The following is a 17,568-nucleotide window of genomic DNA, read 5'->3' as shown; positions in this document are numbered from 1 at the left end:
TATGATTCAGATATTCCAACTTTTCTTTATTCGCCCTACCCTGGCTCTGCTGTGGTTGTTGTTCCTTCCGGTTTTTGGAAACAGTCAATCATTGGCTTATAAAACTTTGCTTTCAGGCATTTATGAAAAGGATTTTCCCCTAATCCATCCTGAGGAAATTAAAGACCTGAATCAATATCAGGTTTTAGATACCCGGGAATGGGAAGAATATCAAGTCAGTCATCTTCCAGGGGCAATCTGGGTAGGATATGAAACTTTTTCCCTTGAAAATCTCAAAAATGTGGACAAAAACAAGCCTGTGATTGTCTATTGTAGCGTGGGTGCGAGGTCACAGGATATAGGCAAAAAACTTCAAAATCAGGGATTTTCTGATGTTTATAATTTATATGGTGGAATCTTTCACTGGGTAAATGAAGAAAATCCCATCGTAAGCAATGGCAAGCCAACTGACCGGGTCCATACGTATTCCAAAACCTGGAGTATCTGGCTGAATAAAGGCCAGAAAGTGTATTGACAGGTTTTCTGTCTTTGTCCAGACATTTGATCTTCTTGCTTCATCCTTGGGTGATTTCACTTCGTATCTTCTGAATAAAAGCTTCCAATCCGTGAAACCATTTCATCAAATTACTCAGACGAAATTGGATAAACCGATTAGGACAACTAATTCAGACAAAATCAAAATCATGAAAATCTTAGCTTCTCGATTTCTTCTTCTTTTCCTCACGATCGTCTCCTTTTCCTGCGGCCAGTCTACCTTAGGCATGGCAGGGACTCAGCCACCTAGTCATCAGATTTGGAATGAACTTCTTCAAAGCCATGTCAAACCTAATGGGATGGTCGATTACAAAGGGTTCATCAGGGAAAAGGCCAAACTGGAGAAATATCTGGCCATGATCTCCTCGCAAGCTCCCGACCGAAAAACCTGGTCCAAGAATGAGCAGATGGTATATTGGATCAATGCTTACAATGCATTTACAGTCAAATTGATTGTGGATAATTATCCGGTTGAAAGTATTCGTGACCTTGGGCCTAAACTGAAAATCCCTTTGATCAAGGATGTTTGGCACTATAAATTTTTCAAAATCGGAGGGGTAGATAGCAGCTTGGATGAGATTGAGCATTCGATTTTAAGAAAGGAATTTGAAGAACCCCGAATTCATTTTGCCATCAACTGTGCTTCTATTTCCTGCCCTCCCTTATTGAATGAGGCCTTTGTGGCGGATAAACTTGAAAGTCAGCTTCAAAAAGTAGCCGTAGCATTTGTGAATGACCCCACCAAAAACAAGATATCTACCAATCAGGCTGAGGTGTCTTCCATTTTTTCTTGGTTTTCAGGTGATTTCACCAAAAATGGCAGTCTGATTGATTTTCTTAACAAGTATTCCAAAGTCAAGCTGAATTCCAAAGCCAAGATTTCCTACATGGATTACAATTGGAATCTCAACGAGTAGGGGTCAATTTTCTTTATCTTTCCAAAAAAGTCCATCATGGCAAATCGACACATTGTGATTCTGGGAAATGGAATCGCGGGAATTACCTGTGCCAGGCATCTAAGAAAAAAGGATGATCAGGTCCGGATATCGGTCATTTCCGGAGAAAGCCCTTACTTTTTCTCCAGAACAGCTCTGATGTATGTCTTTATGGGACACATGAAGTTTGAGCACACCCAGCCCTACGAAAGCTGGTTTTGGGAAAAAAACCGAATTGAACTCATTCATCAATGGGTCACTGAGGTAGATTTTTCTTCAAAAAAACTCATTTTTTCAACTGGTAATTCGCTCGATTACGATTCTTTGGTCCTAGCTACAGGATCCAAGCCGAATAAGTTTGGCTGGCCGGGTCAGGATTTGCAGGGAGTGCAGGGGCTGTATTCCAAGCAGGATTTGGAATTGATGGAAAAAAACACCGGGCCTGAAGTGCAGAGAGCTGTAATTGTTGGAGGAGGTTTGATTGGAATCGAGATGGCCGAAATGCTGGCCTACAAGAAGATACCGGTTACTTTTTTGGTTCGGGAGAAAGGCTTTTGGGACAATGTTTTACCCAAAGAAGAGTCCGAATTGGTCGGAAGACATATCCATGAGCATCATATCGATTTGCGTTTGGAGACCGAGTTGAAGGAGATATTATCTGATTCCAAAGGCCGAGTTCGGGCAGTTGTCACCTCATTGGGAGATGAGATTTCCTGCGAGTTTGTGGGATTGACTGCAGGAGTGAGTCCGAATGTGGATTTCCTCAGAAATACAGAATTGAAGGTGAATCGAGGAGTGAAAGTGGATGCTTTCTTTCAAACCAATATCCCCGATGTTTATGCCATCGGTGACTGTGCGGAATTTGAAAATCCGCCAGCTGCAGACCGAAGAAACATCGAGCAAGTATGGTACACCGGACGAATGCATGGCGAAACCTTGGCTCACAACCTTTGCAAAAAACCTGTTCCCTACCAACCTGGAATCTGGTTCAACTCGGCCAAATTCCTGGATATCGAATACCAAACCTATGGCACGGTCCCACCAAAATGGGACGATTCGAAGCTCAAAAGTTTCTACTGGGAGCATGCTTCAGGAAAAATTAGTTTCCGCATGCTGATGAATTCAGCTCATCAAATTCTTGGAGTGAATAATTTTGGCTTTCGGCTCCGACATGAGTTCTTCGATGAGGCCATCCGGGAAAAGTGGTCTGGAGAAAAAGTGATTTCCAAACTCGACAAAGCCAACTTCGATCCGGAGTTTTTTGCTCCCTACTACATGGAAATTCAAAAAGCCTTCAAAACGCAATTCGGTGGAAAATTTCAACCTGCCAAAAAATCATTTATCCAAAAACTATTCGGAGCTAGCGTATGAAGATGATCGAAAAAATAGGTTTGGGACTTTTTCTGATAGGGATTACCATCTTTACGGTAATACCTTTTTTGGGAACGTACAGCCTCACCGAGGATTTGGTATTGGCCAATACCAAAGAGATTCATCAGGAAAAAATGGCCGAAATTCTCACTCCGATGTACGGTCAAGAATATGGCTCTAACTTCTCCTTTCTATCTGCTTTTGGAGAAAACTTCAATACCTACAATGACAACTTGAAAGCCGAGCAACTTTGGGATCAGGTCATTTGGGATGATTATGGGTTTGCTTTGTCAAAGGCTGCCGCAAGCAGTCCAGTCAGAGATAATCCTTGGCTTTGGCTGGGTTTATCCATCGGCTTGGCTGTATTGGGTGGCTATTTATTCAACTTCCGTCAATATGCGGAGGAACCCGCAGGAATCAAAAACAATGGAATTTTCCACTCCAAACTCAAAAATCGGGGTTGGCTTGGGATGATCACCGGAGGCTATCTGATTCTGTTTTACATCTTGCTCTACTGGTTTCCAGCCTATTTGGTCAACTTGGTTTGGATGGTGGAGCCGGTTTCCAGAATGCTATCAGGCGGTCCTGCTAGCCAGTGGTTTTTGTACGGCTTGGTGTATACGCTGGCTATTTTGGTGATGGGAGTGCGAATGTTCCGGAAATACAGGGGTAATAAATACCAGCAACTTCGCACGGCTTCGGTGATGTTTTTTCAATCAGCTTTTGCCTTTCTGATTCCCGAAATCCTCGTCCTTTTAAATCAGCCTTATTTCGATTTCAAAAATATTTGGCCGCTCGATTACGATTTCTTCTACGATTACCAGATTTCGACCTTTCTCTCCGGTGGAGGCATGGGAATGTTTATGCTGATTTGGGGGATTATGCTGATTATCGTAGGGGTACCGGTATTTACCTATTTCTTTGGAAAAAGATGGTATTGCTCTTGGGTGTGTGGTTGTGGAGGTCTGGCGGAGACAGTTGGAGACCCTTTTCGTCAACTTTCTGATAAGTCACTAAAAGCATGGAAATACGAGCGATGGATTATTCACAGCGTATTGGTTTTGGCAGTGGTGATGACTTTGGTAACGATCGTCAACTACTTTTCCGGCTTTAGCTTTTTGGGCAATGTGACCAATCAGCTCCATTCGTTTTATGGTTTTGCGATCGGTTCTGCCTTTGCAGGAGTAGTGGGGACGGGATTTTATCCCTTTATGGGAAATCGGGTTTGGTGCCGATTTGGCTGTCCTTTGGCAGCGTATCTCGGGATTGTTCAGCGCTTCAAGTCGCGTTTCCGAATCACCACCAATGGCGGTCAGTGTATTTCCTGCGGCAATTGCTCGACCTATTGCGAAATGGGGATTGATGTTCGCGCATATGCCCAAAAAGGCCAAAACATCGTTCGCTCCTCCTGTGTTGGATGTGGCGTGTGCTCGGCTGTGTGTCCTCGTGGGGTGTTGAAGTTGGAAAACGGGCCGGAAGAGAACCGAATTATCGATTTGCCTATTATTATTGGCAACGATTCCATCAAGCTCAATGCCTAAATGATTATCCTCTATTTTCTTTGCGGGCTGTATTTCTTGGGAATGCTGTTTATCCTGATTTACAGTTTGGCGCAGGGACATTTGTTGTTTCATTTTCTGAAAGCCCGAAAAGAATGGGCTTCCACACCTCAGGTAACGCCTTCCATCTGGCCAAAAGTGACTGTACAACTTCCGGTTTACAACGAACTCTATGTCGTCGAGCGCCTGATCGATGCTGCCGCAAAGTTGAATTACCCCAAGGAATTGCTGGAAATCCAGATTCTCGACGATAGTACAGATCAGACGGTGCATTTGATCCAAGCCAAACTGAAAGAATACCCTGAAATCAACTTCCGCTACCTGCACCGAATGAATCGAAAAGGCTTCAAAGCCGGGGCACTTCGTGAAGGATTGGAAAAAGCTTCGGGAGAATTCATTGCCATTTTCGATGCAGACTTTGTACCCGATCCGGACTTTTTGATGAAAACGATTCCTTTTTTCTCCTCGGAAAAAATCGGGATGGTTCAGACTCGATGGACGCATTTGAACCGAGACTATTCTCTCCTGACCCGGTTGCAGGCCTTTGCCTTGGATGCGCATTTCTTTATCGAGCAGATGGGGCGAAACCGTCAAGGGGCTTTTATCAATTTCAATGGCACGGGAGGAATCTGGCGGAAGAGCTGCATCCTCGACGCAGGCAACTGGCACGATGATACCTTGACCGAAGATTTGGACTTGAGCTATCGAGCCCAACGAAAGGGTTGGCAGTTTGTCTATCGACCCGAGATCGAATCTCCTGCTGAACTCCCACCAATCATGTCGGCCATCAAATCCCAGCAATTCCGCTGGACAAAAGGTGGGGCCGAATGTGCCGTAAAGCATGCAGGAAAGGTGAGTCAGGAAAAATTACCTTTTCGGATCAAGTTTCATTCCTTTGCCCATTTATTCAATTCCACGATTTTCATTGCGGTCTTGCTGACCAGTCTGAGTAGCATTGGCGTGTGGTGGGCAGGAGTGCAGGGACTAATTCCCGAGTGGATGGTAAGGCTTTCGGGGATTTTCTTGATTGGATTTGTACTGATCGCTGGAGTCTATCTGGCCTCGTATTTTATTGCCAGAAAGTCATTTCTGTCGTCTTTTTTCGGAGTGATTTGGCAATTGCCGCTGTTCCTTTCCGTGTCCATGGGTTTGGCCTTACACAATGCACAAGCGGTTTGGGAAGGTCTGACCGGAAAAAAATCCCCCTTTATCCGAACTCCAAAATTCAATCTCGAATCCGGAAAAGTTACGCTTAGTTCCAATCGATACAATTTGCATCGCATGCCATTCACCACCTGGTTTGAAGGGGTATTGGCCTTGGTGTTTTGGGTAATGGTGGGATTGGCTTTTCGTGAGGGAAATTTCCTTTTCCTTCCGTTTCATGCCATGCTCGCCTTTGGATACACCATTGTGTTTGTCTCCTCCTTTAAATCCTTCGGCCTCGGTCACTAATATTTTCCATGAATCACCCGCCGATAATTGACGTCATCATTCCTGCGTACAACGAGGAAAAGTCCATCCCCAAAGTCATTGCCGAGATTCCAAAGTTTGTCCGCCACATCGTCGTGGCCAATAATAATTCTACCGATCAAACCCAACAAGCCGCAGAAACAGCAGGGGCCAAAGTCGTCTTTGAACCCCAAAAAGGCTATGGAAAAGCTTGCCTGACTGCCATGGATTGGATCAAAAAGCAGGAAATCCAACCCGATATCGTGGTCTTTTTGGACGGAGACTACAGTGACTATCCGGAGGAAATGAGGGAATTGGTACAACCGATTTTGGATGAAAAGGCCGACATGGTCATCGGCTCAAGAGCTTTGGGACAACGGGAAAGCGGTTCCATGACTTTTCCTCAGGTCTTTGGCAACTGGCTGGCGACGACGATGATGAAGTATATGCAAGGGGCAAAATTCTCTGATTTGGGGCCTTTTCGGGCAATTGTTTGGAGAAAGCTTTTGGATTTAAATATGGTCGATCAAAACTTCGGCTGGACCATCGAGATGCAGATCAAAGCCCACAAAGCCGGTCTGCGCTACACTGAAGTGCCGGTCAACTATCGCAAACGCATCGGTGTGTCCAAAGTAAGCGGCACAGTCAAAGGTGTGATTGGAGCGGGGTATAAGATTATTTTTACGATATTTCGTTATTGGTAAAACTCAACAGATCCAAGCCATGCAAAATCTTTCAACTTTCCTTCCGGCAATCCAAAAGCTTTGTAAATCTCAGGGAGTAAAGTCCCTATATGCGTTTGGATCGGTTTTGACTGATCGATTTGGGCAGGAAAGTGATGTGGATTTGATTGTGGATTTATACGAGAATGATCCACTGGATTACACCGAAAAATATTTCAACCTAAAATTCGGACTGGAAGAAATCCTTGGAAGACCGGTGGATTTGTTGGAAGAGAGATCGGATTTGAATCCTGTGATCAAAAAGGAAATCGAGCGTTCCAAGAAGATGATCTATGAAGGATAAGATCTTGAGTAGGTTGTTGGATATAAAGATAGGCATAGACCAAATTTTTGATTTTTTGCCAATGCCCAGAGATTACTTTGAGTTTAAAAAGGATCTCAAAACCCAGAAGGCGGTTGAGCGAAATATTGAGATCATCGGCGAGGCAGTCAGTCAAATCCTTAAAGCATATCCTGAAATCGAGATTTCTAATTCAAGGAAAATTGTGGATACTAGAAATAGAATCATTCATGGTTATGACTCTGTTTCTTCAGAAACCATTTGGGGAATTTCCATTAAAAACTTGCCTAAACTCAAAGATGAAATCGAGCTACTCATTAAGCAATTTGAAACCAAAGACGAATAATGGTCTAAACCTGATTTTATCTTGGATGATACTCACTGTTTTTGCAGCATGCAGCTCCTCCGGTCGTGAAGGAGTCGAAGAAGAGCAATTCGCCAAGTATTGGTATCAGGGAAAAGCGGAAATCAATGTCTTTGACTTGCAGCAAAGTCGCTACGGAGAGGTTCGTCCGGGCAAAGCGGTGATGATTTTTGTAACCGAAGATTTTTCCAGAACCAAGCAGGTGAAAATGGATAATCCCCAAGATCGCCCCTCTGATGCTCAAAAAGTGATGAAACTGAACATGACTCGGGAGTTTCTGACTGGCGTCTATCCCTATCATACCATGCTTTCGGTATTCACTCCGGTGTATGAGGAAGTTCCTTCGCCCAAATTGACGGCCTCGGTAACCGAATGGTGTGGACAGTCCTTTACGCAGCTGAATTATAAAAGTGGAAAATACAATACAAAGCTGTTTTCTTACTTTGAGGAAGAAGGAGACACCGAAGTAAAGATCAACGGACTGCCTGAAGAAGAACTTTTCAATCTGATCCGGTTAAATCCTGATCTCGTTCCTATGGGAAATAGGTCCCTAATTCCAAGCTTGATTTTTCAACGATTCGCCCACATTCCTTTAAAAGCTGAACAGGCCACTATTTCTAAAAAAGACTTGGGTTCCAATCAGTCTGAAATCGAGGTAATGTATTCACAACTGGGAAGAAAAGTGACCATTAGCTATCAGGACTTTTTTCCTTATGAGATTTTGGAATTTACCGAAACTTGGACCAAAGCCAACGGGCAGCAGGAAGTGACTAAGGCAGTAAGAAGACAGATGCAGCTTATGGATTATTGGAATAAGAATGAAAAGGTCTTTGAGCCACTTCGTAAGGATTTGGGGCTTTGAATCCGGCAGCAAAAAGTAGCCTAAAATACGGGCTTGTTTTCGTAATGGGGGGAATCTTGTTTTTCCTTGCGCAGCTGCCGAGAGAAGCGTTTGGCTTGACTTTTTTGCTGTTTTCATTGGCTTTTGCGGGGATGTTGGGGCTGTTTTTTTTAGCAGGGGAAAAGAACAGCTTAATCAACGTGTTATTCGCAGGACTGCTGCTTCGATTGGCTGTATTTCCATTTGTTCCACAGTGGTCAGATGATTTTGTTCGATTTCTTTGGGATGGGGAAATGCTAAAAATCGGCCAGAATCCTTACGATCAAACACCACGGGAATGGCAAGAGGGAAATGATGATCTCGACAATTCTTATCTCAATCAACTTTTCGATAATCTGAATTCCCCAGATTACTATTCCGTCTATCCACCTCTCAATCAGGCGATTTTCTGCTTGGGAGCAAAAGCTTCAATGGGATCTGTTTCGAATGGCTATTTGACTCTCCGCCTGATTTTGCTTTTGGGTGAAATTGGGGTTTTTGTACTGCTTTGGAAGTTATTGATAGCTTTTCAGCTTCCGATCAAGCGGATATTCTGGTATTGGTTTAATCCTTTGGTAATTTTTGAGATCTCCGGAAATCTCCATTTTGAGGGCTTGGTGTTGCTATTTCTTTTGGCCTCGATTTGGGGAATTCAAAAAGGTAAATCGGGTCTTTCCGGCGGTTTTTGGGGTTTAGCCATAGGAATGAAGCTCCTTCCTCTGATGCTGGGTCCGGCATTTTTAGCTTTTAAAAAATCGAGAAACTCGGTCCGGTTTTGGGTTGGAATTGGACTCGCTACCCTAATCAGTTTCACCCCGCTTTTGATAGATGCATCTTGGATCAACTTTCTGAAAAGCATTCAACTTTATCAGGGCAAATTTGAGTTTAACGCATCGATCTATTACTTGCTTCGTGAAGTGGGGTATTGGATTGAGGGATATAATACGATCGCTTTTTTGACGAAAATTCTCAGTCTTAGTACTATCATTTTTATCGGGTTTTTTTCATGGAAAAGGCAGCCAAAAACTATCATCGAACTTGTCGATTTGATAGTGTTGATTTACTTGGTTTACCTCATCCTACAGCCTGTGGTGCATCCTTGGTATATCCTGCCGGCCTTGGGATTGAGTGTGATTCGGGGCAAAATGACCTTTTTGCTTTGGAGCTTTGGAGCGATTTTTTCCTATCAGGCTTATGGAAATGCTGATTTCAAGGAGCAGTCCCTTTTTCTGATTCTGGAGTATGGCCTGGTATTTCTGGGGATCTATTTGGATTACTTTTCAAAAAAATCAAAACCACATAGTCACATAGAAAACATAGATGATATGCTCAAATAAAGGACCTATGTGAGTCTTATGTGCCTATGTGGCAAAAAACACTCCTTTTGTTAGAGTAGACAAATCAATTTTCGATCTGGTAAAAAAATCATGTCATCTAAGACCATCTCTAAATGAATTTACAATTGACCAGAATCTCTAATTTCGCTTTATGAAACCACTTCTTCGACTTCTTATCTTACTCAGTTTTCTCGCTCAGTTTGCCTGTACCAAAAGCCCTGAGCAGCAAGCCCAAGACCTGTTGAACAAATCCATTGAAGCACATGGGGGTCAAGAAGCTTGGGAGAATATCACCCAACTTAAATTCCGGAAATGGACCCGTCTTTTGGACGAAAACGGCAACGTGGAGTCCGAACTCGACCAATGGCATGAGTTTCGGTTTAAGCCCTTTTTCGAAGGAAAAATCTCGTGGGAAAAGGATAGTATTGAGCATATGATCAGTTGGGATGGGGCCAAGATACGCTATCGAATGGGAGAGAATGAGGTGCAAAACGAGGATTTTTTGGCCGCCAAAAAGAAAGATTTTGATGCAGCTTTTTACACCGTCGCACAGCCTTGGAAATTGATGGACGAAGGTGGGAAGCTGATTTATGAAGGAAAAAAGACCTTGGAAAATGGTTCGGAAGTGGAGGCAATTCGGGTGGATTATGGGCCTGATTCGGACATTTGGTGGTACTTTTTTGATCCGGCTACTTTTCTCATGGTAGGTAATGAGGTTCAACTCAAAGACCACCGAAGTCTGGTCTATGACCTTTCGGAAGAAAATGTCGGTGGATTGAAACTTCACGGAAAAAGAGAAAGTTGGAGAGTCGATGAAAAAGGCCAAAGGCTATTTCTCCGCGCAGAGTACAAGTATTCCGAGTATCAGATTGAAAAACAGTAGAAATACATTAGAAATAAAACCTCTTTCAGAGGTTGAAATAAATGGAAATATTTCCCGAAGGGTATTTCTCCGAGCGGAGCGAGTTTTATCTCCATGTATTTCAACACTATTTCCATCGTATTTCCCCTTATCTTTAAGACTATGAAATTCACCCAACTCCTTCTTTTCTCAGTGTTACTTATATCGGTCTTTGCTTGTAAGCAGCGAACTGAAGCCGAAAAAATCGTGGATACCGCCATCGAAGCGCATGGAGGCAATAGGTACGAAGAGGTCAAGATCGACTTTGATTTTAGGGATATTCATTACACTATTTTCAAGACGCCCTCCGCTTTTGAATATATCCGGGAGTTTAAAGATTCTACCGGAGTAGTTCGGGATGTGCTGAATAATTCAGGTTTTGTCCGAACCGTCAATGGCACCAAGATCGACACTTTGACCGAAGAGCGAATTGGGGCTTTTTCCCGATCGGTCAACTCCGTGGCTTATTTTGCCTTCCTTCCCTATGGGCTCAACGATCCTGCAGCGGTCAAAACCCATCTAGGAGAAACGGAACTCAATGGAAAGGCTTACAATCTGATCAAAGTGACTTTTGTGCCAGAGGGAGGAGGAGAGCATTTTGAAGATGAGTTTTTGTATTGGTTTGGAAAGGAAGATCACCTGATGGATTTTATGGCCTACAGCTATCATACCGATGGAGGTGGAGTGAGAATGCGGGAAGTCAGCGGCGTAATGGAAGTGGGAGGGATTCGCTTCCAAAACTATCTGAATCTCAAGCCGGAAGATAAAAATACCCCAGTCGAAAATATGCAGGACTTGTATATTTCCGGTAAATTGGAAAAACTTTCTGAGATCAATCTGGAAAATATCCTAGTTGAAGCACTTCCAAAAAACTAACCCATGACCAAGCCCACTTATGCAAAATACCTCTTCAGTTCGGTGGGCTTTGTTTTTTTCATAGCCTTGGTTTGGTGGGTTTTCCCTCAAGAGCAATTGATCGAGACAGAGGAAAAGTGGAAGGGGGTCTGCTGGGTAGGTAGCAGGCAGCCGCTTGCTGGCGGAGAAGTAGAGGCGCTGTCTTCAACCGGAGCCAATGCCCTTTCGCAAACTCCTTTTGGTTGGCAATCCGAGAAGAACTCTCCGGAGATCCGCTGGGATATGAGCAATGAGCGCCGCTGGTGGGGAGAGACTCCGATGGGAATAAAGGCCACCATGGACTCCACATCCCGATTCGGGATGATGAATATGATGAAGCCGCACCTTTGGGTGCGAGAAGGTTGGGTAGGAGACATCGAGATGCAATCTGAGGAGGACTGGAAAAGCTGGTTTGCGAACTATCAAGCCTTTATTCTCGAATATGCCCGATTGGCAGAGGAATTAAAAATGCCCATGCTCTGTGTCGGGACAGAGTTGGAAAAGACTTCTACCAGAGAAAAGGAATGGAGAGCCATCATAGCTGAAATCCGAAAAGTGTATTCCGGAAAATTGACGTATGCCGCCAATTTCACCGAATTCGAGCAAGTCAAATTTTGGGATGCGCTGGATTACATTGGTGTCCAAGCCTATTTCCCCCTTGCCAAAGGTCATGATCCCTCCCTTTCTGAATTGAAGGCCTCTTGGCAAAAACATCTTCCAAAAGTAGAGACTTTGGTTCGTCGCTTTAAAAAGCCTGTAATTTTCACCGAGATCGGCTATTGCAACACCGTCGATGCTGCCATCCAACCTTGGGTATGGCCGAATGAACGTCGGGAAACCGAATTTTCGGAGGAGGTTCAGGCGCTATGCTACGAAGCATTTTTTCAGACAGTCTGGGAAAAGGATTGGTTGGCAGGCGTATTTTTCTGGAAATGGTACCCGCAAAGGCACCAAAGAGAGCCGGATTTTACACCTCAAGGCAAACAAGCCGAAAAGGTGATGAAAGCCTATTTTTCTGGTAGGTGAATATCACCTCCTTATGTGACTTTTGTCATCGTATTTGTTTTTTGAGGGTTCTAGATTTACCCATGTGATTTTTAAACGACTAGAGATATGCAAAAGAACATGGGAGTAACTGACAAGACCATCCGGCTGATCGCAGCTGTTGCATTGGTCATTCTGTATTTTACTGGAATTCTTGAGGGAAGCTTAGGAGTTATTGCCTTGGTGGTTGCAGGGGTTTTCGTGTTGACCAGCTTGGTGAGTTTCTGCCCTCTTTATCCCATTTTGGGAATCAATACTTGTGCAAAGAAAAAGGTTACATAGGTTATAGATAATTGATAGTGCTTTCAAATTGAGGGAAAGACCGGAAACGCATGTTTCCGGTTTTTTTATTTTCGGATGTGATCTTCTTTAAAAATTTTAGTAAATAGACCAGACAATCGACCCTAAATCTTATGAATAAAAGAAGAGAATTTCTGAAATCAGCAGGTATCACTGGACTTGGACTTTTTGGTGCCGGTGGGGCTCTTGCAGAATCTATGAACATGCTGCCATTGGAAGCAAGGTATGGAAGTTCAAGAATTCAGACTTTCAATATGTGTGGCTATGCCGCACCAAAAATAGAAACTGTCCGTGTCGGAATTGTTGGTCTTGGAATGAGGGGCCCCGGAGCAGTGGATAGGCTTAGCAAAATAGAAGGGGTGGAAATCAAGGCACTTTGTGATTTGCTGCCTGAGCGGGCAGAAAAAGCCAAAAAATCTCTGGAAAACACCCCTCATAATCCGGACTTGTATTCAGGTAGTGCCTTTGCTTGGAAGAAAATGTGCGAAAGGCCTGATTTGGATTTGATTTATATCGCTACTCCTTGGGAATGGCATGTGCCCATGGCTGTTTTTGCGATGGAGTCTGGAAAGCATGCTGCGGTAGAAGTGCCTGCAGCTAGGACGCTGGAAGAGTGCTGGCAGCTGGTGGAGACCTCTGAGCGCACCAAGAAGCACTGCATGCAACTGGAAAACTGCTGCTATGATTTTTTTGAATTGATGACATTGAAGATGGCTAGAGAGGGCTTTTTCGGAGATGTAGTCCATGTGGAGGGTGCCTACATCCATGATTTGCTTTGGTTGAATTTTGACAAGGAAAAAGGATATCAGGGGATGTGGAGACTGGAAGAAAACTTCAGAAACGGAAATCTGTATCCAACCCATGGCCTGGGTCCTATTTGCCAGATTCTCAATATCAATCGAGGTGATCAGATGGATTATTTGACCTCTTTGTCATCAGATGATTTTCAGATGAAGAAAAAAGCCGTTGAGTTAGCTGAGCAGGATCCATTTTGGAACTCCTACGCTGCAAAAAACTATAGGGGAAATATGAATACGACTATGGTAAAGACCAAACATGGAAAAACCATCATGATCCAGCATGACGTGACTTCTCCCCGTCCTTATTCCCGACTTCATGTGGTGAGCGGAACTGAGGGATATGCTCAAAAATACCCCGAACAAAAAGTATCCAAGGGGCATAGCTGGATGAAGGAGGAAGAGATGAAGGAATTGCAGGCAAAATATACTCCGGAGATCGTGCAGAAAGTGGGGGAATTGGCCAAACAGATCGGTGGCCACGGAGGGATGGATTTTATGATGGATTGGAGATTGATTGACTGTCTGAGAAACGGACTTCCTCTGGACCAGGATGTATATGATGCGGCGCTTTGGAGCTGCATTACGCCATTGAGCGAATGGTCTGTAGCCAATCGTTCCAATTCTATCGATGTCCCTGATTTTACCGGAGGAAATTGGAAGACCAATAAGCCGGTACCCATTACGCTTGAGGGGGGAGGCACTACTCAGGTGAGGGTTTAAAAAAAGGAGGCCATGGCCTCCTTTTTACTTTAATGCCTTTTTGACTACTTCTTCCAGTTTCTTCCGGTCATTTTTCGCCGAAGACAAATCTACCAAGGCTACTTTTCGAAAATCAATAGGATGGCTTTCACTTTGGAGACTGATATATCCTGATTCCAAAAGTTTACCATCAATCTTTACATATGAATCCACTGGAGCTACATTTCCTCCTCCGATCTGAGGGCTATAGTAGCTGATGACGGTGTCTTTTCCGACCAAATGATGTACCTCTTCTGCCCCCAATACGATAAAGTGAGCAGTCACCCATTGATCTCCGTGATAGGTTTCGGATTGGGAATTGATGCAGTGAGGGGTAAAAAGCGAATCGGTCATGACTACATGGGTTCCCGGAGTACAAAGATTACAGGTGCTTCTTTTATCCTTTCCGTTACCTCCAAGAAACTGGCCCTCTATCGAAATCGGAAAATCCTGATCTTTCAACATGGTTCTGGGATCTTGGCTGTGTAGCATAGCCCCGCTGTTTCGTATTGCCCAGCCTTCTCCTCCGGGACATTGATCTCCCACAAAGCGGTATTCCACTTTTAGCAGATAATAAGAAAAGGGGGTATTGAAAAAAATATGACCGTATTGCTGGTCAAAACTGGAATATCCATCGTATCGGACCTTTAGTAGGCCGTCTTCTACCCGAAAAGTATTGGCGAAATTTTCCCCAATGTCATGGGTTCGGATCTTGATTGTCCAGTCCTCAAGGTCTTTACCATTGAAGAGGCTTATCCAGATAGGCTCATTCATTTTGGCATAAAGTCCAAAAGCAATCAGCAATCCGAATAATGGCAGGATAAGTTTTTTCATTCTTCTTTTCTCATCCTGAGTACTGCCCAAACCGGATAATGGTCCGAGTGTGTCACTTGGCCCAAAACTTTGTAGTCTACCAGCTCAAACTTCCTGGAGTCATACCAGATGTAATCGATTCGCACTGCTTCCTCACCTGTCCCGTAGGTAGCTTGTTCGTTTCCAGCTTCTCTTCCAGCCTCTTTCCAATGGGATGGAATGCTTTTGTATTCCTCAGAATCTGGGGTGAAATTTAGATCGCCGACCCAAATGGCAGGTTTATCCAATGTTTCCGCATAGGAAAGGATAGAATCCAGTTGAGCAATTCTGTTTTCTGGAAATTCGTGACAGAGATGGGTTCCACCAAAATAAAACTCTTCCAATGTTTTCAACTCTGCTTTCACCCAAGCTATTGCACGGGGCTCACCGCCGGCCGGATTAGGTAATGGAATTGTATGATAAGCAGATCCTTTTTTGACCAAAAGACCTTCCCCATAACCTCCTTCTTCAAAATCCATCGCTTTACCAAAGTACCCTTTGTATCCCGTCTCACGGGCAAGTTGAAGCATGAAATCCAGCTTTCTATTATAAATTCTTTCTGACCTCAAGGTCATACTATCCACCTCCTGGAGGGCTACTACTTCTGGTTGATTTAGAATGAGGAAATCAGAAATCAAATGAAAAGTACTGTCTCCCTGTTTGTTAGGGTTTTCCCCATGATAGATATTGTAAGTGAGGATTTTGATCTCTTGAGCCTTGCTGAGTTGAATGGTTAAACCCATCAATAAGAGAAGAAAGAAAAATTGCTTCATACCCAAATGTATCAAAATGTATTCCATCCCGACAAGTTTTTTTACAGATAGAAAATTTTTTGAACCACATTCGAAATTTCTCTTCAATCCTAAGGATATTAGCTATCATGAGATCGATCCATATGAAATGAGCCAGAAAAGAGCTGAATTTTTAATTAATTGATTAACAAAAGGTTGAGATGAATAAGGCAGCCAAAATTTTAATTTTTATTTTCCTTCTCATTGCCCTCGCTCTTGTAGGGGTGGGCTTCTATGCTGAAACTTGGGTAAATTCCAACTTAGCTTCTATCATTAATTCCAATCCGGAAAGAAAATATGATCTCAATTTTGAAAGAGCGGACTTAGATCTTTTTGGGAAAAAAATCAAGCTTGAAAATATCTCCATCTATCCGGCAAAAGAGTTGCCCACCTCCTATATCGAGGGGAGCATGCGGGAAGCTATGCTTTTCAATGTTGATCTGATGAAATTGGTTTTTCAGAAAATTGGAATCATCGAAAAGCTGGAGTTTATCCAGCCTGATTTCATTGTGCACCATATCCCGGATAGCCTTAATCAGTATCACTCTGCCAATTCACTTCAGGATCTTTTCGGTGACCTTTTGGCCAGAGGAGAAATCCGGAATTTTAACTTGGAAAGAGCTTCTGCCTCACTGAAAGAAGGGGATAAAGAAATAGGATTTTTGAGAAATCTTTCCATTTCTGTCAAAGGCTTGGCAACTGATTCAGTTTTGGTTAAGCAGTTGATTCCATTTCAGTTTGATGAACTTCAGATCAATATGGATTCCCTTTTTTACGGGCTCAAAACAGATCAAAATTTTCATTTGGGAAAAGCTTACTTTGACTCGAAGACTAATAAGGTCAAATTTGAAAATATCTTGTTTGAATATGAGAAAAACCTAGAATCTGTTTCTAAGGAGATGGATTTTCAAAGAGACTTGGTGAATGTCAAAGTTGATTCCCTTGTGTTTTTTGGTATCGAAGCCAATACCAATTTTTATTCAGATCTGGACATTAGGGCGGATAAGCTTCTAGTTGCCGGACTTGATCTGATTGATTTTCGAAATAAAGCTAAACCTCGGCCTCCCGCCGAAATCAAGCCTATGTTTCAGGGGATGATTCAGCGTTTGGATTTCCCTTTAAAGTTGGATACGCTTGAGCTTAACAATGGGCATATTTCTTATAGTGAAAATGTGCCACAAAAAGGAGAATCCTGGCAAATTCACTGGACCAAACTGAATGGACACTTCATCAACCTGACCTCCATACCGGAATTTCAAAATAGTTTTGGTCAATTTGAAGCTAAAATACTCGGAGAAGTTAAGGGGGAAGGCAAACTGGATTTTAACTTGAGGGTCCCCTATGAGCGAGAAGAATTCTACTTGGATGTGACCTTGTCCAATTTTGATATGACTACGCTAAACTCCACACTTAAACCTATCATGAACGGAGATATCACTTCTGGACAGATGCATCGGCTGAAAATGGTGATTCATGCATCTGAAACCCAAGCCAAGGTTGATATGATTTTTGACTACCAGGATTTGAAAGTTGAATTGTTCAATAAAAAAGGAGAAAAAAAGAATATCATTTCCTCTACCTTGGCAAACCTCGCTTTGAATCAGTCCAATCTTCCCGGTGATAAAAAGTATCTGACTCCATCCTATTCAATAGCTAGGAATAAGACCCGAGGCCCTTTTTTTCTTATTTGGCAAAGTACAAAAGAGGGTATGATGAAAATCGTCCCGGGTGGAGTAGCAAGGAAACTTTTAGAAGCAAAGGAGAATTGATTTATATTTTTTCCTTGAGTTTAAATC

General features: G+C 43.2%; 18 protein-coding genes. 16 read left to right on the top strand and 2 right to left on the bottom strand.

Annotated elements, in window-relative coordinates; genetic code table 11:
• Position 1 precedes the first annotated feature (1 nt).
• From AAA942_RS05780 to AAA942_RS05710, 15 genes are all read left to right on the top strand, one after another.
• Positions 2 to 514: a rhodanese-like domain-containing protein gene (locus tag AAA942_RS05780; protein WP_338219288.1), complete on the top strand. Its 513-nt coding sequence runs from the start codon at positions 2 to 4 to the stop codon at positions 512 to 514.
• Positions 515 to 683: 169 nt separating this feature from the next.
• Entirely contained in the window at positions 684 to 1,451 is a 768-nt protein-coding gene (locus tag AAA942_RS05775; protein ID WP_338219287.1) for a DUF547 domain-containing protein, read from the top strand.
• A 36-nt stretch (positions 1,452 to 1,487) separates the two neighbouring features.
• Complete coding sequence (locus AAA942_RS05770; RefSeq protein WP_338219286.1) at positions 1,488 to 2,840, top strand: NAD(P)/FAD-dependent oxidoreductase; 1,353 nt, start codon at positions 1,488 to 1,490, stop codon at positions 2,838 to 2,840.
• A complete protein-coding gene (locus AAA942_RS05765; protein ID WP_338219285.1) occupies positions 2,837 to 4,381 on the top strand; it encodes a 4Fe-4S binding protein in 1,545 nt (514 codons plus the stop codon). The genes AAA942_RS05770 and AAA942_RS05765 overlap by 4 nt, the downstream gene beginning before the upstream one ends.
• Positions 4,382 to 5,851, top strand: coding sequence for a cellulose synthase family protein (locus AAA942_RS05760; protein ID WP_338219284.1), 1,470 nt, complete (start codon positions 4,382 to 4,384; stop codon positions 5,849 to 5,851).
• 8 nt (positions 5,852 to 5,859) lie between these two features.
• Positions 5,860 to 6,552 (top strand): glycosyltransferase family 2 protein, encoded by a 693-nt coding sequence (locus tag AAA942_RS05755; protein WP_338219283.1) that lies wholly within the window; start codon positions 5,860 to 5,862, stop codon positions 6,550 to 6,552.
• 19 nt (positions 6,553 to 6,571) lie between these two features.
• Complete coding sequence (locus tag AAA942_RS05750) at positions 6,572 to 6,874, top strand: nucleotidyltransferase family protein (RefSeq protein ID WP_338219282.1); 303 nt, start codon at positions 6,572 to 6,574, stop codon at positions 6,872 to 6,874.
• The gene (locus AAA942_RS05745; protein ID WP_338219281.1) at positions 6,864 to 7,217 is read left to right on the top strand and encodes a HepT-like ribonuclease domain-containing protein; all 354 of its coding nucleotides are present in this window, start codon (positions 6,864 to 6,866) and stop codon (positions 7,215 to 7,217) included. Before AAA942_RS05750 ends, AAA942_RS05745 begins: the two co-directional genes overlap by 11 nt.
• 25 nt (positions 7,218 to 7,242) lie before the next feature.
• Entirely contained in the window at positions 7,243 to 8,097 is an 855-nt protein-coding gene (locus AAA942_RS05740) for a hypothetical protein (RefSeq protein WP_338219280.1), read from the top strand.
• Between the two features lie 44 nt (positions 8,098 to 8,141).
• Complete coding sequence (locus AAA942_RS05735) at positions 8,142 to 9,452, top strand: glycosyltransferase 87 family protein (RefSeq protein WP_338219279.1); 1,311 nt, start codon at positions 8,142 to 8,144, stop codon at positions 9,450 to 9,452.
• Between the two features lie 151 nt (positions 9,453 to 9,603).
• Complete coding sequence (locus AAA942_RS05730) at positions 9,604 to 10,335, top strand: hypothetical protein (protein WP_338219278.1); 732 nt, start codon at positions 9,604 to 9,606, stop codon at positions 10,333 to 10,335.
• 141 nt (positions 10,336 to 10,476) lie between these two features.
• Complete coding sequence (locus AAA942_RS05725; protein WP_338219277.1) at positions 10,477 to 11,229, top strand: DUF6503 family protein; 753 nt, start codon at positions 10,477 to 10,479, stop codon at positions 11,227 to 11,229.
• A gap of 3 nt (positions 11,230 to 11,232) precedes the next feature.
• Positions 11,233 to 12,273 (top strand): glycoside hydrolase family 113, encoded by a 1,041-nt coding sequence (locus AAA942_RS05720; protein WP_338219276.1) that lies wholly within the window; start codon positions 11,233 to 11,235, stop codon positions 12,271 to 12,273.
• 87 nt (positions 12,274 to 12,360) lie between these two features.
• Positions 12,361 to 12,573: a YgaP family membrane protein gene (locus AAA942_RS05715; RefSeq protein ID WP_338219274.1), complete on the top strand. Its 213-nt coding sequence runs from the start codon at positions 12,361 to 12,363 to the stop codon at positions 12,571 to 12,573.
• A gap of 131 nt (positions 12,574 to 12,704) precedes the next feature.
• On the top strand, positions 12,705 to 14,111 hold the full coding sequence (locus AAA942_RS05710; protein ID WP_338219273.1) for a Gfo/Idh/MocA family protein: 1,407 nt from the start codon (positions 12,705 to 12,707) through the stop codon (positions 14,109 to 14,111).
• A 24-nt stretch (positions 14,112 to 14,135) separates the two neighbouring features.
• Here the strand turns inward: AAA942_RS05710 and AAA942_RS05705 are convergent, their stop codons facing one another.
• Together AAA942_RS05705 and AAA942_RS05700 are read right to left on the bottom strand one after the other, a co-directional pair.
• Positions 14,136 to 14,963, bottom strand: a complete 828-nt coding sequence (locus tag AAA942_RS05705; protein WP_445083321.1) for a 3-keto-disaccharide hydrolase — start codon at positions 14,961 to 14,963, stop codon at positions 14,136 to 14,138.
• Complete coding sequence (locus AAA942_RS05700; RefSeq protein ID WP_338219272.1) at positions 14,960 to 15,781, bottom strand: endonuclease/exonuclease/phosphatase family protein; 822 nt, start codon at positions 15,779 to 15,781, stop codon at positions 14,960 to 14,962. Before AAA942_RS05700 ends, AAA942_RS05705 begins: the two co-directional genes overlap by 4 nt.
• 152 nt (positions 15,782 to 15,933) lie before the next feature.
• Here AAA942_RS05700 and AAA942_RS05695 point away from each other — a divergent pair, with 152 nt between their 5' ends.
• Positions 15,934 to 17,541, top strand: a complete 1,608-nt coding sequence (locus AAA942_RS05695; RefSeq protein WP_338219271.1) for a DUF748 domain-containing protein — start codon at positions 15,934 to 15,936, stop codon at positions 17,539 to 17,541.
• The last annotated feature ends 27 nt before the right edge of the window (positions 17,542 to 17,568 follow it).

Origin of the sequence: Algoriphagus sp. oki45 (assembly GCF_036245605.1) — a bacterium.
Taxonomy (GTDB): Bacteria; Bacteroidota; Bacteroidia; order Cytophagales; family Cyclobacteriaceae; genus Algoriphagus.
The sequence above is the reverse complement of the archived record's forward strand: the minus strand, read 5'-3'. Positions and strand labels throughout refer to the sequence as shown.